Origin of the sequence: Hydrogenophaga atypica (genome assembly GCF_042665215.1) — a bacterium.
GTDB lineage: Bacteria > Pseudomonadota > Gammaproteobacteria > Burkholderiales > Burkholderiaceae_C > Hydrogenophaga > Hydrogenophaga defluvii_A.
In genome coordinates, this window is sequence record NZ_JBHTCA010000003.1 from 246,649 (window position 1) to 270,774 (window position 24,126).

A 24,126-nucleotide genomic window follows, 5' to 3' on the forward strand; every position below is an offset into this window, starting at 1 on the left:
ATGTCCAAATCATTTGACGTCGTCGTCATCGGCGGCGGCCCCGGTGGCTACATCGCCGCCATCCGCGCGGCCCAGCTGGGCTTCAACGTGGCCTGTGTGGACGAGTGGAAAAACGACAAGGGTGGTCCGGCACCGGGCGGCACCTGCACCAACGTCGGCTGCATCCCGTCCAAGGCGCTGCTGCAGTCGTCCGAGCACTTCGAGCACGCCAACAAGCACTTCGCCGAACACGGCATCACCGCCAGCGATGTGAAGATCGACGTGGCCAAGATGGTTGGCCGCAAGGACGCGGTCGTGAAGCAGAACAACGACGGCATCCTCTACCTGTTCAAGAAGAACAAGGTCAGCTTCTTCCACGGTCGGGGTTCCTTTGTGAAGGCGGCTGATGGCGGCTACGAAATCAAGGTGGCCGGTGCTGCCGAAGAGACGCTGGTCGGCAAACACGTCATCCTGGCGACCGGCTCCAATGCCCGTGCGCTGCCTGGCGTGGCCTTTGACGAAGAGACCATCCTGTCTAACGACGGTGCCCTGCGCATCGGCGCCACGCCCAAGAAGCTGGCCCTGATCGGCTCGGGCGTGATCGGCCTGGAAATGGGTTCGGTCTGGCGCCGCCTGGGCGCCGACGTCACCATCCTCGAAGGTCTGCCTACCTTTCTGGGCGCGGTGGACGAGCAGATCGCCAAGGAGGCCAAGAAGGCCTTCGACAAGCAGGGCCTGAAGATCGAGCTGGGCGTGAAGGTCGGCGACATCAAGACCTCCAAGAAGGGGGTGTCCATCGCCTACACCAACGCCAAGGGCGAAGCCCAGACGCTGGATGCCGACAAGCTGATTGTCTCTATCGGCCGCGTGCCGAACACCATCGGCCTGAACGCCGAAGCCGTGGGCCTGGCGCTGGACGAGCGCGGCGCCATCGTGGTCGACGGCGACTGCAAGACCAACCTGCCCAACGTGTGGGCGGTGGGCGACGTGGTGCGTGGCCCCATGCTGGCGCACAAGGCGGAAGAAGAGGGCGTGGCCGTTGCCGAGCGCATTGCCGGCCAGCACGGGCACGTCAACTTCAACACCATCCCCTGGGTCATCTACACCAGCCCCGAGATCGCCTGGGTGGGCCGTACCGAGCAGCAGCTCAAGGCCGATGGCGTCGCGTACAAGGCGGGCACCTTCCCCTTCCTGGCCAACGGCCGCGCGCGTGCGCTGGGCGACACGACCGGCATGGTCAAGTTCCTGGCCGACGCCAAGACCGACGAGATCCTGGGTGTGCACATCGTGGGCCCCATGGCCTCCGAGTTGATCAGCGAAGCCGTGGTGGCCATGGAGTTCCGTGCCAGCGCGGAAGACATCGCCCGCATCTGCCACGCGCACCCGTCGTTGAGCGAAGCGACCAAGGAAGCCGCTTTGGCCGTGGACAAGCGGACCCTCAACTTCTGATGACGGGCCCGGTGCGTGCGGCTTACGAGGCCGAACTCAAGGCGCGCGGCTACCAGAGCGACCCCGCCCAACTGCGGGCAGTGGCCGCGCTGGAGCGTTGCGCGGCCGAGTGGTCGCACTACAAGGCCAAGCGCTCGAATGCGCTCAAGAAGCTGATCAACCGCCCGGACATCCCCAAAGGGGTCTACATGTTCGGCGGGGTGGGGCGGGGCAAGAGCTTCCTGATGGACTGCTTCTTCAATGCCGTCCCGCTCAAGCGCAAGACGCGGCTCCACTTCCACGAGTTCATGCGTGAGGTGCACCGCGAACTGGCCGACCTGCAGGGCACGGTCAACCCGCTGGACGAGCTGGGCGCACGCCTGGCCAAGCGCTACAAGCTGGTCTGCTTCGACGAGTTTCACGTGGCCGATGTGACCGACGCCATGATCCTGCACCGCTTGCTGGATGCGATGGAGCGCAACGGCGTGGGCATGGTGACCACCAGCAACTTCGTGCCCGACGGGCTCTACCCCGACGGCCTGCACCGCGACCGCATCCTGCCCGCCATCGAGTTGCTCAAGCGGACCATGGAGGTCATCAACGTCGACAACGGCACCGACTACCGGCGCCGCACGCTGGAGCAGGTCAAGCTCTACCACACGCCGCTGGGCGCGGACGCCGAAGCGCAGATGGAGGACACCTTCAACCGCCTGGCCGAAGCGCACGACGAGGATCCGGTGCTGCACATCGAGTCGCGTGAGATCCGCGCCATACGCAAGGCTGGTGGCGTGGTGTGGTTCGACTTTCGCACCCTGTGTGGCGGCCCGCGTTCGCAGAACGACTACCTGGAACTGGCCAGCCAGTTCCACACCGTGATGTTGAGCAACGTGCCCCACATGCCGGTCAACATGGCCTCGCAGGCGCGGCGTTTCACCTGGTTGGTGGACGTGCTTTACGACCGCCGCGTCAAGCTCATTCTGTCGGCCGCCGTGCCGGCCGAGCAGCTCTACACCGAGGGGCCGCTGGCCCACGAATTCCCGCGCACCGTCTCGCGCCTGCATGAGATGCAGTCTGTGGAGTTTCTCGCGCTGGAACGCCGCTTGGTGGACACCTCGTTGACCTGAGGCGACCCTGCCGTTTCAGGTGGTGCTGAGCGGCTCCAGCTTGACGATGATCAGCGACAGGTTGTCGCCCGTGCCTTTGGCCCGGGTGCGGGCTTTTTGCACCAGGAACTCGCAGGCCTCGCGGGCCGACAGCATGTCCACCGCACGGGCCATTTCCTCGCTGCTGAAGTAGTGCCACAGGCCATCCGAGCAGGCGAGCAGGGCATCACCCACATCCAGCCTGTCGATGTGGTGGGTGCTGGAGGGCGGGTCGCGTTCTGTGCCGAGGCAACCCAGCAACACGTTCGCATTCGGGTGGCTCTGTGCTTGTTCTGCCGTGATCTCATGCCGGTCCACCATTTGTTGCACCAGCGAATGGTCGAGTGTGCGAAAGACCGGTTTGCCGCGCCTGAAATGGTAGATGCGGGAGTCGCCGGAGTGAAGCCAGTCGCAGGCACCGTCGGGACTCAGCAAAAAAGCGGCCAGGGTGCTGTGGGGTTCTTCTTCTGATGCGGCGGCGGTGAGTTTGATGACCAGGTGCGCTTCGTTCAGCAGCTGTTGCAGCAGTTCGGCGGGTGGGTCGCTGTCGGGGCTGTAGCGTTCAAACAGCTGGTGTGCCGACAGCATCACCTGGTCCGAGGCTTTGCGCCCGCCACTGCGCCCGCCCATGCCGTCGGCCACCACGCCCAGCAGGCAGCCTGGCACCCGAGGGTGTGTCAACAGGCAAAGTTGATCTTGTTGGTGCTCCCGGTCGCCGCGATCAAGACCGGTGGATGCAGAGATTCGATAGCCGTTGGACATGGGTTTCCAGGTTCGCGGACGGACTCCCCGGGCCGACGCTGCGCGTCTGACCAATTTTGTTCGCCCGTATTATCGGAGCAAAGGAACCCTTCTTTGAGCCCACTTGAAAACGATGTCGCGGCGTTTTTTGATGCCGCCGGCCCATTGGCGCGCGGCACCCAGCGCTTTGCCCAGCGGCAAGGTCAGCTGGACATGGCCTTGGCGGTGGCCCAGGCCATAGACCGCCGCGAGGCCCTGGTGGTGGAGGCCGGCACCGGTGTGGGCAAGACCTACGCTTACCTGGCGCCCGCATTGCTCAGCGGTGGACGCACGTTGATTTCCACCGCCACCAAAGCCTTGCAAGACCAGCTGTTCGGGCGCGATCTGCCCGCCGTGTGCCGTGCCCTGGGACTGCCTGCGCGCACCGCGTTGCTCAAGGGCCGTTCCAGTTACCTCTGCTTGCATCGCATGGAGCAGGCGCGCTACCTGCTGGAACCCCACGAGCGCTACCTGCACCAGTGGCTGGACCGCATTGAGGCCTGGTCGCGGCAAACGCAAAGCGGTGACATGGCCGAAGTGCCCGGCTTGGACGAGCGCGCGGCCATCCTGCCGCTGGTCACGTCCACCCGCGAAAATTGCCTGGGCAGCCAGTGCCCCCAGTTCCGCGCGTGCCACGTCAACCAGGCGCGACGCGAGGCCATGGCCGCAGACATCGTCGTGGTCAACCACCACTTGTTTTTTGCCGATGTGGCCGTGCGTGAGTCGGGTGTGGCCGAATTGTTGCCGGCGGTGGAATTGGTGGTCTTTGACGAGGCCCATCAGCTCAACGAAATTGGCGTGCAGTTCCTGGGGGTGCAGGTGTCCAGTGGCCACCTGCTCGATCTGGCGCGCGACACACTCGCGCACGGCCTGCAGGCAGCGCGGGGTTTGCGCGATTGGAGCGCGCTGGCCGCCGGGCTGGAGCGTGCGGCGCAGGATTTGCGCCTGGCCATCGGTGCCGACCGGCGCAGCACGGGCAAACGGCGGTGGCACAACGCGGCGCCTGAGGGCGTTGATGCGGCCGAATGGGCCGCCGCCCTCGACGCCCTGGCCGATGCTCTGGATCACCTGTGTGATGGTCTGCATGGTGTGGAGGAGCACTCGCCCGATCTGGCCCGCGTGGCGCAACGAGCCCACGAACTCGCCCAGCGCCTGCAGGCCATACGCGAGCCGGAGGCGGATGCCCGGGTGGCCCGTTGGGTCGAGCTGGGTGCGGGGTTGCGGCTGGTCCTCACCCCGCTGGACATCGCCGAGGCGTTTCAAACCAAGGTGCTGGCGCGCGACGGTGCGCCATCCACCACCTGGGTGTTCACCTCGGCCACGCTGGGCCACGACGACGCGTTGTCCTGGTTCACCGAGCCCGTGGGCCTGAAGGACGCGCGCACCCTGCGGGTGGCCAGCCCTTTTGACTACGCGGCCCAAGCGGCTTTGTATGTGCCACCCCACATGCCAGCGCCTTCTGACCCCGGCCACACCGATGCGGTGGCACACGCGGCCTGGGGCTGGGCCGGGCGCATCGGGGGGCGCACGCTGGTGTTGACGACCACCTTGCGTGCGGTCAAGCGCATTGCCGATGCCATGACGGGTTGGGCCGAGGCACAGGTGCCAGGCACGTTGGTGCTGGAGGTGCTGGTGCAGGGGCAGGCGCCCAAACGTGAGTTGCTGCGTCAGTTCGAACGTGCGGGCCTGCCGGGGGCGCGCGGTGCGGTGCTGGTGGCCTCGGCCTCGTTCTGGGAGGGGGTTGACTTGCCCGGCGATGTGTTGCAGCTGGTGGTGATCGACAAGCTGCCCTTCCCGCCGCCTGACGACCCGTTGGTGGAGGCGCGCACGCGCCAGATCGAACACGAGGGCGGCAGCGCCTTCACCCGCTACTTTTTGCCCGAAGCGGCGGTGGCGCTCAAGCAAGGCGCGGGGCGCCTGATCCGCAGCGAACACGACCGGGGCGTGCTGGTGGTGTGTGATGTGCGGCTGCGCCGCATGGGTTATGGCCGCAAGCTGCTGGCCGGCCTGCCGGCCATGCGCTCGGTGGAGAGCGACGCAGCGATGTGGGGCGAGTTGGACGCCTTGGTCACCACAACTTCCACCACGGCTCATCCACCTGTTTGAAGCCGCGGCTCAGGTAGTCGCTTTGTGGGTAGTTCTTTTCCATGACCCGCGCCGCATCGTCGCGCAGCTGGGTCATGCCCAGGGCGTCGTAGGACTTGACCATGATGTAGAGCGCCTCTTCCAGCGCGGGCGCGTCGCGGAAATCCGTCAGTGCGGCCTGGGCGCGGTTGACCGCCGCCACGTAGGCGCCACGGGAGTAGTAATAGCGGGCCACGTGGACCTCGTGCTGGGCCAACGCATTGACGATGTAGACCATGCGCTGGCGCGCGTCGGTGGTGTAGCGCGAGTCGGGAAAGCGGCTGACCAATTCACCAAACGCCTCAAAGGCGGTGCGGGCGGCTTTTTGGTCCCGTTCTGACAAGTCCTGTTTGGCGACCGCGCCGAACAGACCCAGGTTGTCGTTGAAATTGACCACACCTTTGAGGTAGAGCGCGTAGTCCAGCGCCGGGCTGGTGGGGTGCAGCTTGACGAAGCGGTCCAGGGTCACGATGGCCTGGGCTTTTTCTTCGGCCAGGTGGTGGGTGTAGGCCTTTTCCAGTTGCGCCTGCTGCGACAGCAGCGTGCCCGCAGCACGGCCTTCAAGCTTTTCGAAGTGGCTCACCGCCTTGTCGTAGTTGCGCGCATTGCGCTCGTCGATGGCTTCGGAGAACAGCTTGTTTGGACTCCAGCCCACGGTCTCGTCCTTGGGCGGGGTGGACGAACAAGCGCCCAGCAGCGTCGCCAACACCACGGCCCCGAACAGGGACAGCAGGGATAATGGAGACTTGGACATGGTGAGCAGACCCTTCAGACAGGAACAAGAGGACGTACAGGACGTGGCCGAAGAAATTATATCGACCGGGTCCTTGTGCGCCGTGGACGAGATCGAGCAGGCATCGGAACGCCGCACGCTGCGGGCCGACGCCGCCCACCACGGCGAGCGTTTGGACCGGGTGCTGGCGCTGTTGTTGCCCGAGTTTTCTCGCGCCTACCTGCAGCAGCATGTCTCCGATGGCAACGTTCAGCTCAACCAGCGTGTGGTCCTCAAGCCCGCCACCAAGCTGCGCGCAGGTGACGTCATTGACATCGAGTTGCGCCCCACCGCACAGGCTCAGGCCTTTGTGCCCGAGGCCATGGCGCTGGACGTGGTCTTCGAGGACGCCGATCTGATGGTCGTCAACAAACCCGCTGGGCTGGTGGTGCACCCGGCGGCAGGGAATTGGAGCGGCACCTTGCTCAACGGCCTGCTCGCCCACCATGCGGGGGCCGCGCGCCTGCCGCGCGCAGGCATCGTGCACCGGCTGGACAAAGACACCTCGGGCCTGATGCTGGTGGGCAAAAGCCAGCGCGCGGTGGATGCGCTGGGCCGCATGATCGCGGCGCGTGAAGTGCAGCGCCTGTACCTCGCGCTGGCCCACGGCCCCTGGCGCCACGGCGGTGGCTTGTTGGTGGACCAGCCCATGGCGCGTGACAGCCGCAACCGGCTGCGTATGGCGGTGGTGCGTGGCGAGGGTGCGGGCAAGCCTGCGCAAACCCGTTTCTTGGTGCTGGACCAGACGCCGCGCCATGTCTTGCTCGCTTGCAAGCTGCACACCGGGCGCACCCACCAGATCCGCGTGCATGCCGCCTGGCTGGGGCAGCCGCTGGTGGCCGACGTGCTGTACGGCGGGCGCCCTGATCTGGGCTTGTCGCGGCAGGCACTGCATGCGCACCGCCTGTCGCTGGCCCATCCCGTCACGGGTGACACACTGTGTTTCGACTGCCCACCACCGGCCGATCTGCTCGCGGCCATCACTGCGGCCGACCTGCAATACAATGGCGCCACTTGGTGGCAGGCCCTGGCGTCCTGACCCTTCCCAGTCTTCTTGGCAGCGCCGCAGCGCGTTGCCCCGGGTGGCACCCAGCCGCCACCCCCTCGCTTTTCAGGTAGACACCCATGAATACGGCGGATGCCCGACGCGTCCTTGAAACCGCCTTGATCTGTGCGCAGCAGCCCTTGCCCTTGCGCGAGCTGGCTGTGCTGTTCGACGGCGCGGTTTCTCCCGACAGCCTCAAGCTCATGCTGGGCGACCTCCAGCAGGAGTGGTCGCAGCGTGGCGTCGAGCTGGTGCAGGTGGCCTCAGGCTGGCGTTTCCAGAGCCGGCCCGAGTTGCGCCCGTTTCTGGACAAGTTGCACCCCGAAAAACCGCCCAAGTACACCCGAGCCACCATGGAGACGCTGGCCATCATCGCCTACCGTCAGCCCGTCACGCGGGGCGACATCGAAGACATCCGGGGTGTCACCGTCAATTCCCTGACCATCAAACAGTTGGAGGACCGGGGCTGGATCGAAGTGATCGGTCACCGCGAGACGGTGGGCCGCCCCGCCTTGTTCGCCACCACCCGCCAGTTTCTGGACGATCTGGGCCTGGCCTCGCTGGACCAGTTGCCCCCCATCGAACACCCGTCGGCCATCGCCCAGGGCCTGGATGCACTGCCGTTTGACAGTGACCCCGCCGAGCCCGAATTGCCGCTGGATGAACCCCAAGCGCCCGCTGCCCAACATCCCACGCAGCCCCACCCCGAGGAACCCGACCATGTCTGAAGCCAACACCGAGCCGACCCAGCCGATCCCGTCTGCTGATCCCGCGCTGGTCACGGACACGGGGGCACCTGGTGGTGAAACCCGTCCCGCCGGACAAGGCGGGCGGGAGGCCCGCGCGCCCGCACCCGACGCATTGCGTTTCGAAGATGTGGTGAGCGGTGAGTTCGATGCCGAGCAGGAGGTGCCAGAAGTGCCTGGCAAGCGCGTGCTCGCACCGCAGGTCGAGTCGCCCAAACTGCACAAGGTGCTGGCCCAGGCCGGCCTGGGTTCGCGTCTGGAGATGGAGCAACTGATCCTGGAAGGGCGCATCTCTGTCAACGGCGAGCCGGCCCACATCGGCCAGCGTATCCAGTTTGGCGACGTCATCAAGGTCAACGGCAAACCCATCCGTGTGCGCATGACGCCGCAGCCCCCGCGTGTGCTGGCTTATCACAAGCCCGCCGGTGAGGTGGTCACCCATGACGATCCGCAAAACCGCCCGACCGTGTTCCGTCGCCTGCCCAAACTGCTTCAGGGCAAATGGCAGTCGGTGGGCCGCTTGGACCTCAACACCGAAGGCCTGCTGCTGTTCACCAACTCGGGTGAGCTGGCCAACAAGCTGATGCACCCGCGTTTTGGCCTGGAGCGCGAATACGCGGTGCGGGTGCTGGGCGCCTTGTCCAACGAAGAGAAGAAAAAACTGCTGGATGGCGTGCAACTGGACGATGGCGTGGCCCAGTTCAGCAGCATCGAAGACGGCGGCGGCGAGGGCGCCAACTGTTGGTACCGCGTCACCATCGGTGAAGGCCGCAACCGCGAGGTGCGCCGCATGATGGAGTCGGTGGGGCACGCTGTCAGCCGCCTGATCCGCATCCGCTACGGCGCCATGTTGCTGCCGCGTGGCTTGAAGCGCGGCTTTTGGCTTGAACTGGACCAGCGCGACATCGACCGCCTGGGTGCCGCCGCCGGCATGGTGCGAACCGAACGTTCGGAGGGTGCGCCGGCGCGGCGTGGCCCGAATGCCGATGGTCCGGCGCGCACCAACCGACACCCCGCATCGCGGCGCAACAAAAAGGGTGGTGGCCCCCGGCCTTCGCGTCCCGATGCCGGGCCCCGCAACCGCGATGACCGCGATGAACGGGCCGACCGCAACGACACCGTGCCGGCCAACGTCTCGCACGAGGCGCCCAGCTACGGCGGCCGTGGTCGGGGTCAGGGCCGGCCTCAGCGGGGCTCAGGTGGCGGTGGTGGCCCCGCTGCGGGTGGGCAGCCCGATCCGATGAAAACGAGCTTTGGCTACATCGGTGCCGACTCCCTGCAGCGCAAGCGCGACAACAGCGCTGGCGGACCACGCCGCGGTGGCCAGGGTGGCGTGGGCGGTGGCGGCGGAAGCGGCGGCCGAGCAAGTGGCGCACCCCGAGGCCGGGGTGGCAACGGCGGACCGCGCCGTGGCGGTGGCCGCTGACCACAGCGCCCCATGTTTGCCACACGCTCAGGCTAAAATGCTGGGTTTTCTGGATTCCAGAGCCCTTTTGTCTTAAAAACACTCTTTCAAGGACCACCATGGCCATCGAACGCACCCTGTCCATCATCAAGCCCGACGCCGTCGCCAAGAACGTCATCGGCCAGATCTACGCCCGCTTTGAAGCCGCTGGCCTGAAGGTCATCGCCGCCCGCATGGCCCACCTGTCGCGTGGCGAAGCCGAAGCGTTTTACGCCGTGCACAAAGAGCGTCCTTTCTTCAAGGACCTGGTGGACTTCATGATCTCCGGCCCCGTGATGATCCAGGTGCTGGAAGGCGAAGGCGCCATCGCCAAGAACCGCGACCTGATGGGTGCCACCGACCCCAAGAAGGCCGCTCCCGGCACCATCCGCGCCGACTTCGCCGACAGCATCGACGCCAACGCCGTGCACGGCTCCGACGCACCCGAAACCGCCGCCGTTGAAGTGGGCTTCTTCTTCGCCGGCATGAACGTTTACGGCCGCTGAAGCGCGGCGCGTAATTCCATTTGATGACAACGGCCAACCTTCTCGATTTCGATCTCGCGGGCTTGGCCGCCTTTTGTGAGCGGCTCGGAGAAAAGCGTTTCCGGGCCGTTCAGCTTTTCCGCTGGATCCACCAGAAAGGCGCTTCGCGCTTTGACGACATGACGGATCTGGCGCGCAGCCTGCGGGAAAAACTCCCCGCCGTCTGCGAAATTCGCCCGCTCAAGGTGATGGCCCAGCAGGCGTCCACCGACGGCACCATCAAATGGCTGTTTGATGTGGGCGATGGCAATGCGGTCGAAGCGGTGTTCATTCCCGAAGACGACAGAGGCACCCTGTGTGTGTCGTCCCAGGCCGGCTGCGCCGTGGGTTGCCGCTTCTGCTCCACCGGCCACCAGGGTTTTTCGCGCAACCTGAGCACGGGCGAAATTGTGGCCCAGCTCTGGTTTGCCGAACACTTTCTGCGCAAGCACCTCAAGACCAGCGAACGTGTCATCTCCAACGTGGTGATGATGGGCATGGGTGAACCCTTGCAGAACTACAGCGCGCTGGTGCCGGCCCTGCGGGTCATGCTGGACGATCACGGCTACGGCCTGTCGCGCCGCCGCGTGACGGTGTCCACCTCGGGTGTGGTACCCATGATGGACCGTCTGGCGCAAGACGTGCCGGTGGCACTGGCGGTGTCGCTGCACGCCCCCAACGATGCCTTGCGCGACAACCTGGTGCCGCTGAACCGCAAGTACCCGCTGGCCGAGCTGATGGCCGCGTGTGGACGTTACCTGCCGGCCGCGCCGCGCGACTTCATCACCTTCGAGTACTGCATGCTCGATGGCGTGAACGACCAGCCCGAGCACGCACAACAGCTGCTGGCGTTGATTCGTGGGCACAGTCCCTACTACAGTGGCCCGGCCGTGCCCTGCAAGATCAACCTGATTCCGTTCAATCCTTTCCCCGATTCGGGCCTGCGCTGCTCGGCCCGTCCGACAGTGCTTGCATTTGCCGAAACGCTCAATGCCGCCGGCATCGTGACCACGGTGCGCAAGACCCGGGGTGATGACATCGACGCCGCTTGTGGTCAACTGGCGGGGGATGTGCTGGATCGCACCAACGCCGCGCAACGCATGGCGCAGCGGCGAACCACCGACACCCGGCCGGTGCACGTGGTGCGCCGCAATGGCTGACGCAACCACGGGTCCACAGGCATGACACGTTTTTTATCCACGCTTTGTTTGGTGTTGTTGGCCACGTTGCTGGGCGCATGCGCCGGTGGCGCCGGGCAGCCGGGCGGGGCAGGCACCCCAGCCGAACCGGTGACGGAGTTCGACGAGCCGGAAAACCGCAAGCGCGCCCGCATTCGCATCGAGCTGGCTTCTGGCTATTTTGAGCAGGGCCAGACCACGGTGGCCCTGGATGAGATCAAGCAGGCGCTGGCAGCCGACCCCAACTACGCGCCGGCCTACAACCTGCGCGGCCTTGTCTACATGCAGATGAGCGAGCCGGCCCTGGCCGAAGCCAGTTTCAACCGCGCCATCCAGCTCAACCCGCGCGACGCGGATGCCATGCACAACCTGGGCTGGATGTGGTGCCAGCAAGGGCGCCTGGCGCCCTCGCTGGAGCAGTTTGGTCGTGCGCTGGCAGTGACCGGCTATGCGAACACGGCCCGCACCTGGATGGCGCAGGGGGTCTGCCAGGTGCGCGCTGGTTTGAACACCGAGGCCGAAAAAAGCCTGACGCGCGCGTTCGAACTCGACGCGAGCAACCCCATCACCATGTACAACCTGGCCCGGCTGCTGTTGCAGCGGGGCGAGGCTTTGCGGGCCCAGTTCTACGCACGGCGCCTCAATGCGTCGCCGGATCTGGTCAACGCCGAATCGCTCTGGCTGGGGCTGCGCGTGGAGCGCCGCTTGGGCAACCCGGACGGCGTGCGGCAACTGGCCGACCAACTGCGCCAGCGTTTTCCCAATTCGCCCGAATGGGCCAGGTATTTGCGAGGGGCTTTTGATGAGTGACGTGCAGGCGCCTCAGGGTGGCGACGCAACCGACACCGTGCTGCCGCGTGATGCGGTGGCTGCCGGCCAACGCCTCAAGCAGGCGCGCGAAGCCGCGGGTTTGCATGTGGTGGCGCTGGCTGCTGCGCTCAAGGTGCCGGTGAAAAAGCTGGAGGCGCTGGAGGCCGGGCGCACCGGTGACCTGCCTGACGCGACCTTTGCCCGCGCCCTCGCGGCCAGCGTGTGCCGGCAGTTGAAAATCGATCCCACCGATGTGTTGGCGCAGTTGCCCCAGGCGGGCGGCAGCCGGCTGGGTGAAGACCCGGTGCTCAACACCCCCTTCCGCACCCCGCGCGATCCCGCCGGGGCCACACGGGCGCCACAGGGTGTGCCCAAGGCGGTCTGGATTGCCCTCGTCATTCTGCTGTCGGCGGCGGCCGTGTGGTGGTGGGTGCCACCTGCGTCGGACGACACCCCGCTGGCGCTGCCGGCCGAGCCGCTGTTGCCGGTTGCGCCGACCGAAGGTGCCACGTCCATGGGCGCGGGTGCCAACGTGGCGGAGGAAACCGCTGCGCCGCCTTCTGATGCGCCGGCGGCTGCTGTGGCAGCCAACACCCCTGCCGCCCCAATGCCGACGGGCGCGGAGGGTGTGCCTGCTGCTGTGCCCACAACAGCCCAGCCCGCCCCGGCCCCGGCGGCCCCAACGGTGCCCGCGAGCGGGGTGCTGGTCATCCGGGCGCAGGCCGACAGCTGGATCGAGGTGTCCAGCGGTGGCAAGGTTCTGGTGCAGCGCCTCATCAAAGCAGGGGATTCGGTCGCGCTGGCCGATCCCACCCCGTTGTCGGTGGTGATTGGGCGTGCCGATGCGACGGAGGTGCTGGTGCATGGCAAACCGTTTGATCTGGCGGCTGTGGCACGCAACAACGTGGCCCGTTTCGAGGTGAAATGAGCATGGACACCGTGACCCAACCCATTCCGCTGGGCCTGGCCGCCGCGCGCCGTTCGCGCCAGGGCCGCGTGGTCTGGGGTGATCATGTCGTCACGGTCGGTGGGGATGCGCCCGTGCGCGTCCAGTCGATGACCAACACCGACACCGCCGATGCCGTGGGCACAGCCATCCAGGTCAAAGAGCTGGCGCTGGCGGGCTCCGAGTTGGTCCGCATCACCGTCAACAACGACGAAGCGGCCCGTGCGGTGCCTTACATCCGCGAACAGCTTGACCGCATGGGCATCCACGTGCCCTTGATTGGCGACTTCCACTACAACGGCCACAAGTTGCTCACCGACCACCCGGACTGTGCCCAGGCGCTCTCCAAATACCGCATCAACCCCGGCAACGTGGGCCGTGGCGACAAACGCGACCGCCAGTTTGGCCAGATGATCGACGTGGCGCTGGCGCACAACAAACCGGTGCGCATTGGCGTCAACTGGGGCAGCCTCGACCAGGATTTGCTCGCCCAGCTGATGGACGAGAACGCGGGCCGTGCGCAGCCCTGGGACGCCCGCCAGGTGATGTACGAGGCCTTGATCACCTCGGCCCTCGATTCGGCTGCCCAGGCGCAGGCGTTGGGCATGGCGCCCGAGCAGATCATGTTGTCGTGCAAGGTCAGCGGCGTGCAGGATTTGATCGCCGTGTACCAGGCCTTGGCCCAGCGCTGCGATTACCCGCTGCACCTGGGCCTGACCGAGGCCGGCATGGGCACCAAAGGCACCGTGGCATCTGCGGCCGCCTTGTCGGTGCTGCTGCAACAGGGTATCGGCGACACCATACGTGTGTCGCTCACGCCGCAGCCCGGCGAGGCCCGCACCCAGGAAGTGGTGGTGGCGTCTGAAATCCTGCAGTCGCTGGGTTTGCGTGCGTTTGTGCCCAGCGTCACCGCGTGCCCCGGTTGTGGCCGCACCACCAGCACCGTGTTCCAGGACCTGGCCAAACAGATCGACGACCACCTGCGCTCCTCCATGCCGGTGTGGCGTGCCAAGTACCCGGGCGTCGAGCACCTCAAGGTGGCGGTCATGGGCTGCATCGTCAACGGCCCCGGCGAGAGCAAACATGCGGACATCGGCATCAGCCTGCCCGGCACGGGCGAGGCACCGGCCGCGCCGGTGTTCATTGATGGCGAAAAGGCGCTGACGCTGCGGGGCGAAGGCATCGCTGCCGAGTTCCAGACCATCGTCGAAAACTACATTGAAAAGCGCTTCGGCGCCTGAGCTTGCACATGGCAGAAAAACTCAGTGCCGTCAAAGGCATGAACGACATCGCTGCGCCGGAATCGGCGCACTGGGAGTGGCTGGAGGACAAGATCCGCCAGCTCATGGCGCGGTATGGCTACCGCAATTTCCGCGCGCCCATCGTGGAGCCGACGGCCCTGTTCGTGCGTGGCTTGGGCGAGGTGACGGACATCGTCGAAAAAGAGATGTACGCCTTCGAGGACAAGCTCAACGGCGAACACCTGACCCTGCGCCCTGAAGGCACGGCCGGTGTGGTGCGCGCGGCCATCGAACACAACATGTTGTACGACGGCGGCAAGCGCCTGTACTACATGGGCCCCATGTTCCGGCACGAGCGCCCGCAGCGTGGCCGCTACCGCCAGTTCCACCAGGTGGGCGCCGAGGCCCTGGGTTTTGTTGGTCCTGATGTGGATGTGGAACTCATCCTGTTGGCGTGCGACCTGTGGGACGAATTGGGCCTGACCGGCATCACGCTGGAAATCAACAGCCTGGGCCAGCCAGCCGAGCGCAAGGCGCACCGCGAGGCGCTCATTCGCCACCTGGAAGCCCACAAAGACCAACTGGATGCCGACGCCCAGCGCCGGCTCTACACCAACCCGCTGCGCATCCTCGACACCAAAAACCCCGCCATGCAGGCGCTGGTGGAAGCCGCGCCCAAGCTGATGGACTTTCTGGGCGCCGAATCCCTCAAACACTTCGACACTTGGCGCGCGCTGCTCGATGCCCAGGGCGTGACCTACCGCATCAACCCGCGTCTGGTGCGCGGCATGGACTACTACAACCTCAGCGTGTTCGAGTTCGTGACCACCGAGTTGGGTTCGCAGGGCACGGTGTGTGCGGGTGGCCGTTACGATGGCCTGTTTGAGCAGATCGGTGGCAAGCCATCGCCCGCCGTGGGCTGGGCCCTGGGAGTGGAGCGCATTCTGGAGCTGCTCAAGTCGCAGAACCGCTTGCCAACCGCCCCCGTGGCAGACGCCTACGCCATCGTGCCCGACGCGGCGGTGTTGCCCCAGGTGCTGCCGGTGCTGCGCGCCCTGCGCCGGGCCGGCGTGGCGGTGCTCATGCACACGGCCGGTGCCGAAGGCATGGGCAGCATGAAGTCCCAATTCAAAAAAGCCGACGCCAGCGGCGCCCGCTTTGCGCTGATTTTTGGCCCCGACGAAGTGGCCCAGGGCCAGGTGTCGGTCAAGCCGCTGCGCGCGGTGGACGGCCAGGTGGTGGCACAACGCGCCGAGGCCCTGGCCGACGCGGCCCACTGGGCCGCCAGTCTGCGCTGAGTTGCCGCCGGGCGGCCCCCTACAATCGACCGAACTTTTCTGATCCCATCCATGGCCACGCATCTCGACCTCGAAGAACAGGAACAACTCGACCAGCTCAAGCACTTCTGGTCGAAGTACGGCAACCTGATCACCCTCACCCTGGTGTTGGCGTTGGGCGGTGTGGCTGCCTGGAACGGCTGGCAGTACTGGCAATACCGCGGGGCCGAACAAGCCACCGTGCTGTTGGACGAGCTGGAGCGCGCCGCGCAGGCGGGTGACAGTGAACGCGTTGTGCGTGTCACCGCCGACCTGCAGGCCCAGCATGGCCGCACGCTGCAGGCGGCCCAGGCCAGCCTGCTGGCGGCACGCACCCTGCATGACGCCCAGAAGGCGGACGACGCCCGTGGTGCGCTGCAGTGGGTGGTGGACAAAGGCAGCGACGATGCCTACCAGGCCATCGCCCGTGTGCGGCTGGCTGGCCTGCTGATGGATCAAAAGGCGTACGACGAAGCCTTGAAGGTGCTGGACGCGAAGTTGCCTGCCGCCATGGCACCGCTGGCCGCCGATCGCCGGGGCGACATCCTGCTGGCGCAGGGGCAGCGAGACGGCGCGAAGGCCGCCTACCTGGCCGCCTACCGCGACATGGATGCCGATGCGGGCTACCGCCGGCTGGTCGAGGCCAAACTGGCCGCGTTGGGCGTTGTGGTGGGCGAAGATGCCGCAACAAAGGAGAAAACACCGTGATGTCTGTCGTATTGCCTCGCGGTGCCGGCCGCACTTGGCGCCTGGTGGCCGGTGCCTGCCTGTTGAGCGTGCTCGCCGCCTGTGGCAGCTCTGGCAGCAAAAAGCCTGAGCCCACACCTTTGGCACCGGTGAATGCGCTGCTGGGCGTGCGCCAAGCCTGGACCTTGTCCATCAGCGCCAGTGCGGCGCCGCTCAAACCCGCTGTGATCGGCAGCCAGGTGTGGTTGGGCAGCAGCGACGGCAGCGTGGTGGCGCTGGACGCCGCCGCCGGACGCGAACTGTGGCGCGCCCAGGTGGGTGCGCCCTTGGCGGCGGGCGTGGGCAGCGATGGCAGCACGGTGGCAGCGGTCACGGTCGCCAATGAGCTGGTGGCCATCGAGTCGGGCCGCGTGGTCTGGCGCACCCGCCTGGGCGTGGGTGTGTTCACGCCGCCCTTGGTGGCCGGGCGCCGCGTGTTTGTCTTGGGCGCAGATCGCAGCCTGAGCGCGTTTGATGCCGCCACAGGCGCACGTCTGTGGCAACAAAATCGCCCGGGCGACGCACTGTCCTTGCGTCAGGCCGGTCTGCTGATGGCCCTGGGCGACACGCTGGTGGCTGGGCAACAAGGCCGGCTGGCCGGCCTCGACCCGAACACCGGCGCGCTGCGATGGGACAGCGTGATCGCGTCGCCCCGTGGCACCAACGAAATCGAGCGCCTGGTTGAACTGGTCGCGGGCGTCAGTCGCCAGGGCAATCAGATCTGTGCCCGCGCTTTCCAGATGGCCGTGGGCTGTGTGGACACCGCGCGGGGCACCACCACCTGGACGCGCACTGCGGCCGGCTCGGAGGGCCTGGCCGGCGACGAGAGCCTGTTGTTTGGCACCGAGTCCACAGGGCGTGTACAGGCCTGGCAACGTGCCTCCGGCGAACCGGCATGGCACAGCGACCGTTTCCTGCACCGTGGCCTGACGGCACCGGTGGTGGTCGGCCGGTCGCTGGTCTTTGGCGACGCGGCGGGTTTTGTGCACATGCTGTCGCGCCAGGATGGCGCGGTGTTGAACCGCCTGAGCACCGACGGTTCCAGGCTGGCCGCTGCGCCTGTGCTGGCTGGCGATACCCTGGTGGCCGTGACCCGCAAGGGCGGGGTGTTTGGCTGGCGCCCTGAATGAGAACGTCCGACGCACCTGTTCCCCTTCCTTTTTGAAAGCAGTCTGTCTTGAAACCCGTATTGGCCCTGGTGGGCCGCCCCAATGTCGGTAAGTCCACGCTGTTCAACCGGCTGACCCAGTCGCGCGACGCCATCGTGGCCGATTTTGCCGGGCTCACCCGCGATCGCCACTACGGCAATGGCCACTTGGGTCGACGCGAGTTCATCGTCATCGACACCGGCGGCTTTGAGCCGACGGCCGAGTCAGGCATCTACAAAGAGATGGCCAAACAGACCCGGCAGGCGGTGGCCGAGTCGGACGTGGTCATTTTTGTGGTCGATGCGCGCGGTGGCATCAGCGCGCAAGACCACGACATCGCCAACTACCTGCGCAAGTTGGGCAAGCCCACGCTGCTGATCGCCAACAAGGCCGAGGGCATGCAGCAGGGCCTGCAGCTGGTCGAGTTTTTTGAGCTGGGTTTGGGCGAAGTGCTGCCGGTGTCGGCGGCGCACGGCCAGGGCGTGCGCTCCATGGTGGAAGAGGCCTTGGACAAGTTGGGCATCCCCGAACCCGACGAAGACGCCGACGACGAAGACAAAAGCGTGATCCGCCTGGCCGTGGCCGGGCGCCCCAATGTGGGCAAGTCCACGCTGATCAACGCCTGGCTGGGTGAGGAGCGCCTGGTGGCCTTTGACATGCCAGGCACCACCCGCGACGCCATTTCCGTGCCCTTCGAGCGCAACGGCCAGAAGTTTGAACTGATCGACACGGCAGGCCTGCGGCGCAAGGGCAAGGTGTTTGAGGCGATCGAAAAGTTCTCGGTCGTCAAAACCCTGCAGGCCATCGAGAAGGCCCACGTCGTGCTGTTGCTGCTGGACGCGGAGCAGGGCGTGACCGACCAGGATGCCCACATCGCAGGCTTCATCCTGGAGAGTGGCCGTTCGGTGGTGTTGGCCATCAACAAATGGGACGCGGTGGACGCCTACCAGCGCCAGACCGTGGAGCGCTCGGTTGAGCAGCGCCTGGCTTTCCTCAAGTTTGCACAGATGCACCTGATTTCGGCCAAAAAACGCCAGGGTCTGGGGCCGCTGTGGAAGTCGATTGCACAGGCCCACGCAGCGGCCAACCGCAAAATGCCCACGCCTGTGCTGACCCGTTTGCTGCAGGAGGCGGTGGCTTTCCAGCAGCCGCAGCGCAGCGGCATGTACCGCCCCAAAATGCGCTACGCCCACCAAGGTGGCATGAACCCGCCGGTGATCGTGATCCACGGCAACTCGCTGGAACACGTGAACGACAGCTACAAGCGCTTCCTGGAAGGGCGGTTCCGCAAGGCGTTCGATCTGGTGGGCACGCCTTTGCGCATCGAGTTCAAGACGTCCGACAATCCCTACAAGGACCAAGATTGACAACCCCGTCTCCGGGTTTGCCCTTCCCGCTGTGGTATGGTCGTCACTTCATCAACTTTTCTTGAACACGGAGCATATCGTGAGCAACAACAAAGGCCAACTTTTGCAAGACCCGTTCCTGAACCAGCTGCGTCGCGAGCACGTGCCGGTTTCCATCTACTTGGTGAACGGGATTAAGCTGCAAGGCCAGATCGAATCGTTTGACCAGTACGTGGTGCTGCTGCGCAACACCGTGACCCAGATGGTCTACAAACACGCCATTTCCACCATTGTGCCCGGCCGTCCGGTGCAATTTGCGGCCGTGCAAGCCGCCGATGGCGCATCTTCCTGATCCCGCGCCGCCTGGCGCCTGAGCGCCGCGCGGCGTGTCATCGCCGCCCCCACATTTGAATTCTTCTGACCCCCCATCCGCCGACCGGCCCGCTGTGGTGCTGGTGGGCGTGGATTTCGGCCACCCCCACTTCGACCATGGGCTGGAGGAGCTTGGCCTGCTGGCTGAGACCGCTGGTTTCCGTGTCACCGAGCGTGTCACCTGCAAACGCCGAGCGCCCGATCCCGCCCTGTTTGTGGGTTCGGGCAAGGCCGATGAAATCAAGGCCCTGGCCTTGGGCACGGGCGCAACCGAGGTGTTGTTCGACCAGGCCCTGAGCCCAGCCCAGCAACGCAACCTGGAGCGTCACCTGGGCTTGGCGGTCAACGACCGCACCCTGCTCATCCTGCAGATTTTTGCCCAGCGTGCGCGCAGCCACGAAGGCAAGTTGCAGGTGGAGCTGGCGCGGCTGCAATACCTGTCCACGCGCCTGGTGCGCCGCTGGAGCCACCTGGAACGCCAAAGTGGTGGTATCGGCATGCGCGGTGGCCCGGGGGAGACCCAGATCGAGCTCGACCGCCGCATGATCGGCGACGCCATCAAGCGCACCAAAGAGCGTTTGGAGAAGGTGAAGAAACAACGTGCGACCCAGCGCCGCCAGCGCGAGCGGCGTGACGCCTTCAACATCTCCTTGGTGGGCTACACCAACGCGGGCAAGTCATCACTCTTCAACGCCCTCGTCAAGGCGCGCGCCTACGCGGCCGATCAGCTGTTTGCCACGCTCGATACCACGACCCGCCAGCTTTACCTGGGTGAAGCGGGGCGCAGCGTGTCGCTGTCGGACACGGTGGGCTTCATCCGCGACCTGCCGCACGGGCTGGTCGATGCGTTTGCCGCCACCTTGCAAGAGGCGGCCGACGCCGATTTGCTCCTGCATGTGGTGGATGCGTCCAACCCGAGCCACCCCGAGCAGATCGCCGAAGTGATGCGGGTGCTGCACGACATTGGCGCAGCGCAGGTGCCCCAGTTGCTGGTTTTCAACAAGCTCGATGCCATCGATCCCGAGCGTCAGCCGCAGCGACTGCGTGACCACATGGATGTCGAAGGGCTGAGTGTGACGCGGGTGTTTGTGAGCGCACTGACCGGGCAGGGCTTGCCCGAGTTGCGGCAGGCCCTGGCCGACGTGGTGGCACAAGACCGACCGGCGGAAACTTTCTCGGATGCCGGCGATCCGTCTCAAGAGCCCCCCTTGGGTGAGTTCGACTGAGCTGTCCATGGCGCTGATTCCCTTCTCGCGCGGGCCTGATGGCCCGATTCGGCACAATAGCGCGTGTTGGTGTTTTTCCATTCATAACCTCTGCCATCCATGAGTCTCCATTTCCCGCGACTTCGACTGCCGGCCGCCTGGACGCGTGCCGCGGGCATGTTCAACCTCAACGACCCGCGCTGGGGGCGTGGCGACGATGGCAAGGACGAAGGGGCAACCCCTCCACCACCGCCACCGCCGGGGCGCGAAGAGCCGCGCAGCCAGCGGCCGCAAGGCCCCAACCAGGGCCCGCCCGATCTGGACGAGCTGTGGCGCGATTTCAACCGCAAACTGGGTGGCTTGCTGGGTGGTGGTCGAGGTGACAACAACGGTGGCGGCCGCCAGGGTGGCATGCCCCCGTTCAAACCCGATCCCAAAAGCACAGGCATTGGTGCGGGCCTGATTCTTGGTGTGGCCGCTCTGATCTGGATGGGCACCGGATTTTTCATCGTTCAGGAAGGCCAGCGCGCGGTCATCACGCAGTTTGGCAAGTATCACAGCACCGTGGGCGCGGGTTTCAACTGGCGCTTGCCATACCCCATCCAGCGCCACGAAACCGTGTTTGCCACACAAATCCGCTCGGTGGATGTGGGTCGCGACGCTATCGTGCGGGCCACCGGCCTGCGCGAATCGGCGATGCTGACCGAAGACGAGAACATCGTCGAGATCAAGTTTGCGGTGCAGTACCGCCTGAGCGACGCGCGCATGTACCTGTTTGAAAGCCGCGACCCGGACGCCGCCGTGGTCAAGGCCGCCGAGACCGCCGTGCGCGAGGTGGTGGGCAAGATGAAGATGGACGCCGCGCTGGCCGAAGAGCGCGATCAGATCGCACCGCGTGTGCGCACCCTGATGCAGACCATCCTGGACCGCTACAACGTGGGCATCGAGGTGGTCGGCATCAACATGCAGCAAGGTGGTGTGCGCCCGCCCGAGCAGGTGCAGGCCTCGTTCGACGATGTGCTCAAGGCCGGCCAGGAGCGTGAGCGCGCCAAAAACGAAGCCCAGGCCTACGCCAACGACGTGGTGCCCCGTGCCCGTGGTACGGCCTCGCGACTGATGGAGGAGGCGGAAGGTTACAAAGCCCGCATCGTGGCACAGGCACAGGGTGATGCGCAGCGCTTCCGCTCCATCCAGACCGAATACGCCAAGGCGCCGCAGGTCACGCGTGAGCGCATGTATGTGGACACCATGCAAGAGGTCTACAGCAATGTGACCAAGGTGCTGATCGACAGCAAACAGGGCTCCAACCTGCTGTACCTGCCGCTGGACAAGCTGACCCAGGCGGTGGCGCAGGGCGCTGCGGCCGCAGCACCTGCCGCTACCGGCACCGCCAGCACACCCTCGCCTGCCGGGGCTGCCAACCTGAGCGACAGCCGCAGCCGCGACGCCGAGCGCTCGCGCAGCCGTGAAACCCGTTGATGCGCCGACTGCCGTGCACGATCTGAAAGCCTTGTCATGAACAGAATCGGTTTCATTCTCTCGTCCTTGCTGGTTGCGCTTGCGCTGGCCAGTTCCATGTTGTTTGTGGTTGATCAACGCCAGTTTGGTGTGGTGTTTGCCCTGGGGCAGATCAAAACCGTGATCACCGAGCCAGGCCTCAACTTCAAGTTGCCGCCGCCGTTCCAGAACGTGTCCTACATCGACAAGCGCCTCTTGACGCTGGAGAGCACCGACACCGAGCCGACGCTCACCGCTGAAAAGCAACGGGTGGTGATCGACTGGTATGTGCGCTGGCGCATTTCCGATCCGTCGGCCTACATCCGCAACGTCGGCCTGGACGAGCGTGCCGGTGCGCTGCAACTCAACCGCGTGGTGCGCAACTCCTTCCAGCAAGAAGTCAACAAGCGCACCGTGAGCGAGTTGCTTTCGACCCGCCGCGAAGACCTGATGAACGACGTCAAGCGCGAGGTGCTGGCGGCCGTGCGCGGTGCCGAAAAGCCTTGGGGCATGGACGTGGTGGATGTGCGCATCACCCGTGTGGACTACGCCGAAACCATCACCAAGTCGGTGTACGACCGCATGGAGGCCGAGCGCAAACGGGTGGCCAACGAGCTGCGCTCCACCGGTGCGGCCGAAGGCGAAAAGATCCGAGCCGATGCCGACCGCCAACGCGAGGTGATTGTGGCCGAGGCCTACCGCAAGGCGCAGGAGGTCAAGGGCCAGGGCGATGCCGAAGCCGCGCGTGCTTACGCCGAAGCCTTTGGCCGCGACCCCGCCTTTGCCCAGTTCTACCGCAGTCTGGAAGCCTACAAGGCCAGTTTTGCCGGCAAGTCCGACGTGATGGTGGTTGATCCCTCGTCCGACTTCTTCAAGGCCATGCGCAGCAGCACCGTTCAGGGCGGCGGCAAGTGATGCCCGCGTGAGCGAGGTGTTCTGGCTGGCACTGGCCCTGATGCTGGTGCTCGAAGGCCTGCTGCCCATGCTGGCGCCCACCCGCTGGCGCCAGATGTTCAGCGAAATCCTGAAGCTGCACGATGGCCAGATCCGCTTCTTCGGCCTCTGCTGTGTGGTGGCCGGACTGCTGCTCTGGTGGTGGCTGTCACCCGCCTGATCGGCGAGCGGTCCCGCCAGGGCCGGTAGAATCACGTTTTTAACAGCCCCCACCGATGACCATGTCCGCCTGGGTCCTGCCGGATCAGATCGCCGATGTTTTGCCTTCCGAGGCCCGGCACATTGAGGAACTGCGCCGCAGCCTGCTGGACACCGCATCCGGTTATGGCTACGAGCTGGTCATGCCGCCCATGCTCGAGCACCTGGAGTCGCTGCTGACCGGCACCGGCGAGGCGCTGGATCTGCAGACCTTCAAACTTGTCGATCAACTGTCTGGGCGCAGTCTGGGTCTTCGCGCCGACAGCACGCCACAGGTGGCACGCATCGATGCCCACCTGCTCAACCGCCAAGGCGTGGCCCGTCTGTGTTACTGCGGTCCGGTGCTGCACACCCGCGCCGATCGCCCGCTGGCCACGCGCGAGCCGCTTCAGTTGGGCGCCGAAATTTACGGTCACGCCGGCCTGGAAGCCGATCTGGAAGCCATGGAACTGGCCCAGGCCTGTGTGCTGGCGGCGGGGCTGCGGCACCTCACACTGGACATGGCCGATGTGCGCGTGATCGATTCGGTGCTGGCGGGTGTGCCGCTGAGCGCCGAACAAACCCACCTCATCCACGCGGCCCTGGCCCGCAAGGACGCGGCGGAACTGAACACCCTCTCCAAAGACCTGCCGGCCGACGTGCGCGCCAGCCTGCTGGCCCTGCCGCGCCTGTACGGCGACGTGGCGGTGCTGGCCGAGGCGCGCCGCACGCTGCGCCCTTCGCCCCTGCTGAACGAGGCGCTGGATGGCCTTCAATGGTTGGCTGACCACCTGAGCGGCCTGGACGTAAGTTTTGATCTGGCCGACCTGCGCGGTTACGCCTATTACACGGGCATGCGCTTTTCCCTGTTTGCCCGCAGCGAGCGCCAGGGTGGCGCGGCCACCCACGCCGAACTGGTTCGGGGTGGCCGCTACGACGAGGTGGGCGCCATTTTTGGCCGCAAGCGACCGGCGGTGGGCTTCAGCCTCGACCTCAAGGAGTTGGTGCAGGTCAGTCCACGGCGCGCGCTCAAGGCGGCGGTGCGGGCGCCCTGGGGCAATCAACCCGGCCTGCGCGACGCCATTGCGGCTTTGCGCGCGGCGGGCGAAACAGTGGTGTGCGCCTTGCCAGGGCACGACCACGAGGTGGACGAATTCCACTGCGACCGTGTGCTGACGCAGCACGGTGGTGGTTGGTCGGTCCAGCCGGTGTGACTCTTTCTTTCA

General features: G+C 65.8%; 23 protein-coding genes. 21 read left to right on the top strand and 2 right to left on the bottom strand.

What is annotated here, in order from left to right; translation table 11 throughout:
- Both lpdA and zapE read left to right on the top strand, forming a co-directional pair.
- Positions 1-1,428, top strand: a complete 1,428-nt coding sequence (lpdA, locus tag ACFQPB_RS05705; protein WP_382220499.1) for a dihydrolipoyl dehydrogenase — start codon at positions 1-3, stop codon at positions 1,426-1,428.
- Complete coding sequence (gene zapE, locus ACFQPB_RS05710) at positions 1,428-2,531, top strand: cell division protein ZapE (RefSeq protein ID WP_382220502.1); 1,104 nt, start codon at positions 1,428-1,430, stop codon at positions 2,529-2,531. The genes lpdA and zapE overlap by 1 nt, the downstream gene beginning before the upstream one ends.
- 15 nt (positions 2,532-2,546) lie before the next feature.
- Here the strand turns inward: zapE and ACFQPB_RS05715 are convergent, their stop codons facing one another.
- Positions 2,547-3,311 (bottom strand): PP2C family protein-serine/threonine phosphatase, encoded by a 765-nt coding sequence (locus ACFQPB_RS05715; protein WP_382200185.1) that lies wholly within the window; start codon positions 3,309-3,311, stop codon positions 2,547-2,549.
- Between the two features lie 93 nt (positions 3,312-3,404).
- On the opposite strand from ACFQPB_RS05715, the gene ACFQPB_RS05720 reads away from it, so the two are divergent.
- A complete protein-coding gene (locus tag ACFQPB_RS05720) occupies positions 3,405-5,435 on the top strand; it encodes an ATP-dependent DNA helicase (protein ID WP_465262270.1) in 2,031 nt (676 codons plus the stop codon).
- On the opposite strand, the gene ACFQPB_RS05725 is transcribed toward ACFQPB_RS05720, so the two are convergent.
- Positions 5,398-6,207, bottom strand: coding sequence for an outer membrane protein assembly factor BamD (locus tag ACFQPB_RS05725; RefSeq protein WP_382220505.1), 810 nt, complete (start codon positions 6,205-6,207; stop codon positions 5,398-5,400). The genes ACFQPB_RS05720 and ACFQPB_RS05725 overlap by 38 nt on opposite strands.
- Between ACFQPB_RS05725 and ACFQPB_RS05730 the strand changes: the two genes are divergently transcribed.
- The 18 genes from ACFQPB_RS05730 (at position 6,206) to ACFQPB_RS05815 (ending at position 24,114) form a co-directional block, all read left to right on the top strand.
- Entirely contained in the window at positions 6,206-7,264 is a 1,059-nt protein-coding gene (locus ACFQPB_RS05730; RefSeq protein WP_382220508.1) for an RluA family pseudouridine synthase, read from the top strand. The two genes, ACFQPB_RS05725 and ACFQPB_RS05730, sit on opposite strands and share 2 nt — an antisense overlap.
- An 86-nt stretch (positions 7,265-7,350) precedes the next feature.
- Positions 7,351-7,998 carry an SMC-Scp complex subunit ScpB gene (scpB, locus tag ACFQPB_RS05735; RefSeq protein ID WP_382200179.1) on the top strand — a complete coding sequence of 216 codons (648 nt, stop codon included), beginning with the start codon at positions 7,351-7,353 and terminating at the stop codon, positions 7,996-7,998.
- A complete protein-coding gene (locus tag ACFQPB_RS05740; protein ID WP_382220510.1) occupies positions 7,991-9,442 on the top strand; it encodes a pseudouridine synthase in 1,452 nt (483 codons plus the stop codon). Before scpB ends, ACFQPB_RS05740 begins: the two co-directional genes overlap by 8 nt.
- Positions 9,443-9,540: 98 nt before the next feature.
- Positions 9,541-9,966 carry a nucleoside-diphosphate kinase gene (gene ndk / locus ACFQPB_RS05745; protein ID WP_382200175.1) on the top strand — a complete coding sequence of 142 codons (426 nt, stop codon included), beginning with the start codon at positions 9,541-9,543 and terminating at the stop codon, positions 9,964-9,966.
- Positions 9,967-9,989: 23 nt separating this feature from the next.
- The gene (rlmN, locus tag ACFQPB_RS05750; RefSeq protein WP_382220513.1) at positions 9,990-11,144 is read left to right on the top strand and encodes a dual-specificity RNA methyltransferase RlmN; all 1,155 of its coding nucleotides are present in this window, start codon (positions 9,990-9,992) and stop codon (positions 11,142-11,144) included.
- 21 nt (positions 11,145-11,165) lie between these two features.
- Complete coding sequence (pilW, locus tag ACFQPB_RS05755) at positions 11,166-11,972, top strand: type IV pilus biogenesis/stability protein PilW (protein ID WP_382200171.1); 807 nt, start codon at positions 11,166-11,168, stop codon at positions 11,970-11,972.
- On the top strand, positions 11,965-12,900 hold the full coding sequence (locus ACFQPB_RS05760) for a helix-turn-helix domain-containing protein (RefSeq protein WP_382220516.1): 936 nt from the start codon (positions 11,965-11,967) through the stop codon (positions 12,898-12,900). The genes pilW and ACFQPB_RS05760 overlap by 8 nt, the downstream gene beginning before the upstream one ends.
- 2 nt (positions 12,901-12,902) lie before the next feature.
- Complete coding sequence (gene ispG, locus ACFQPB_RS05765) at positions 12,903-14,159, top strand: flavodoxin-dependent (E)-4-hydroxy-3-methylbut-2-enyl-diphosphate synthase (RefSeq protein ID WP_382220519.1); 1,257 nt, start codon at positions 12,903-12,905, stop codon at positions 14,157-14,159.
- 8 nt (positions 14,160-14,167) lie between these two features.
- Positions 14,168-15,457, top strand: a complete 1,290-nt coding sequence (gene hisS, locus ACFQPB_RS05770) for a histidine--tRNA ligase (protein WP_382220522.1) — start codon at positions 14,168-14,170, stop codon at positions 15,455-15,457.
- Between the two features lie 51 nt (positions 15,458-15,508).
- On the top strand, positions 15,509-16,183 hold the full coding sequence (locus tag ACFQPB_RS05775) for a YfgM family protein (protein WP_382220525.1): 675 nt from the start codon (positions 15,509-15,511) through the stop codon (positions 16,181-16,183).
- On the top strand, positions 16,183-17,331 hold the full coding sequence (bamB, locus tag ACFQPB_RS05780; RefSeq protein WP_382220955.1) for an outer membrane protein assembly factor BamB: 1,149 nt from the start codon (positions 16,183-16,185) through the stop codon (positions 17,329-17,331). Before ACFQPB_RS05775 ends, bamB begins: the two co-directional genes overlap by 1 nt.
- A gap of 47 nt (positions 17,332-17,378) precedes the next feature.
- Positions 17,379-18,716, top strand: a complete 1,338-nt coding sequence (der, locus tag ACFQPB_RS05785; RefSeq protein WP_382200161.1) for a ribosome biogenesis GTPase Der — start codon at positions 17,379-17,381, stop codon at positions 18,714-18,716.
- A 79-nt stretch (positions 18,717-18,795) separates the two neighbouring features.
- On the top strand, positions 18,796-19,047 hold the full coding sequence (hfq, locus tag ACFQPB_RS05790) for an RNA chaperone Hfq (protein ID WP_417451843.1): 252 nt from the start codon (positions 18,796-18,798) through the stop codon (positions 19,045-19,047).
- A gap of 94 nt (positions 19,048-19,141) precedes the next feature.
- Positions 19,142-20,293: a GTPase HflX gene (gene hflX, locus ACFQPB_RS05795; protein WP_382220958.1), complete on the top strand. Its 1,152-nt coding sequence runs from the start codon at positions 19,142-19,144 to the stop codon at positions 20,291-20,293.
- A 99-nt stretch (positions 20,294-20,392) separates the two neighbouring features.
- A complete protein-coding gene (gene hflK / locus ACFQPB_RS05800; RefSeq protein WP_382220527.1) occupies positions 20,393-21,751 on the top strand; it encodes an FtsH protease activity modulator HflK in 1,359 nt (452 codons plus the stop codon).
- 36 nt (positions 21,752-21,787) lie between these two features.
- The gene (hflC, locus tag ACFQPB_RS05805) at positions 21,788-22,684 is read left to right on the top strand and encodes a protease modulator HflC (RefSeq protein ID WP_382200155.1); all 897 of its coding nucleotides are present in this window, start codon (positions 21,788-21,790) and stop codon (positions 22,682-22,684) included.
- Positions 22,685-22,691: 7 nt separating this feature from the next.
- Positions 22,692-22,883, top strand: coding sequence for a DUF2065 domain-containing protein (locus ACFQPB_RS05810; protein ID WP_382220529.1), 192 nt, complete (start codon positions 22,692-22,694; stop codon positions 22,881-22,883).
- A gap of 61 nt (positions 22,884-22,944) precedes the next feature.
- Positions 22,945-24,114 carry an ATP phosphoribosyltransferase regulatory subunit gene (locus ACFQPB_RS05815; RefSeq protein WP_382220532.1) on the top strand — a complete coding sequence of 390 codons (1,170 nt, stop codon included), beginning with the start codon at positions 22,945-22,947 and terminating at the stop codon, positions 24,112-24,114.
- The last annotated feature ends 12 nt before the right edge of the window (positions 24,115-24,126 follow it).